Here is a 649-nt window from a genome sequence, read left to right as displayed (position 1 = left end):
TCAAACCGGCACATTGTTCGCCTCCTTGACCTTGTCGTCATAGGCCTGCCAAATCTCATCAATGGCTTTTTGAGCGTCGGCAAGGCGTTCGGCAGTCATCACGGGGCGCTGCGCCACAGCGCCAGCGTCAACGAACAGCGGCGTCTCAGCGCCCGCAACCATCACCCCATCTTCTTCGCGATACAGCGCGATATCTCTTCTGCGTGCATCGCCGAAGAACACCATGCGCAGCTTGAAATAACTGCCGAAGGGCTCACGTCCCGCCGCGTAAAGAAACCAGGCACGGGAGTCGTGAACATGATCATCGAACAGTGCGCGTAACAGCCCTTCGGGTTTGCTGGCGTTGCGGCTTTCCTCGACGTTCCGGCGTGTGTGTTCGTCAACGTAGTTGCGCTCATGCAGGGGCGGTGGAAATAGCTGGCTGACCTTCGCCATGGCACTCGCCTTCATCTGCTTGCGCTCGGCTAGCTCTATCTCGCGGGCATTCGCGCCGGGAACAACGGCCATAAGACTTATGCGTACCGGGATCGAGTCAGCGAAGTGCCGGCCGGAAAAGCCTCGGCCAAACTCTTCAGCCGCTTCACGCAACTGGGTTTGTGCCATGTCGGCGTCGAAGTCTTTGATGCCGGGTTCAAGCGGCTTCTTGGGT

At 58.9% G+C, this 649-nt stretch carries 1 protein-coding gene; it reads right to left on the bottom strand.

Annotated elements, in window-relative coordinates; all coding sequences use genetic code 11:
* On the bottom strand, positions 1–649 hold a 649-nt coding region (locus tag ACZRN6_RS36560; RefSeq protein WP_464009968.1), incomplete at its 5' end, for a T6SS phospholipase effector Tle1-like catalytic domain-containing protein.

The sequence above is a fragment of the Pseudomonas sp. A125 genome (genome assembly GCF_055409485.1).
Note: the sequence above shows the minus strand (reverse complement) of the source record. Positions and strands in the feature narration are given on the sequence as shown.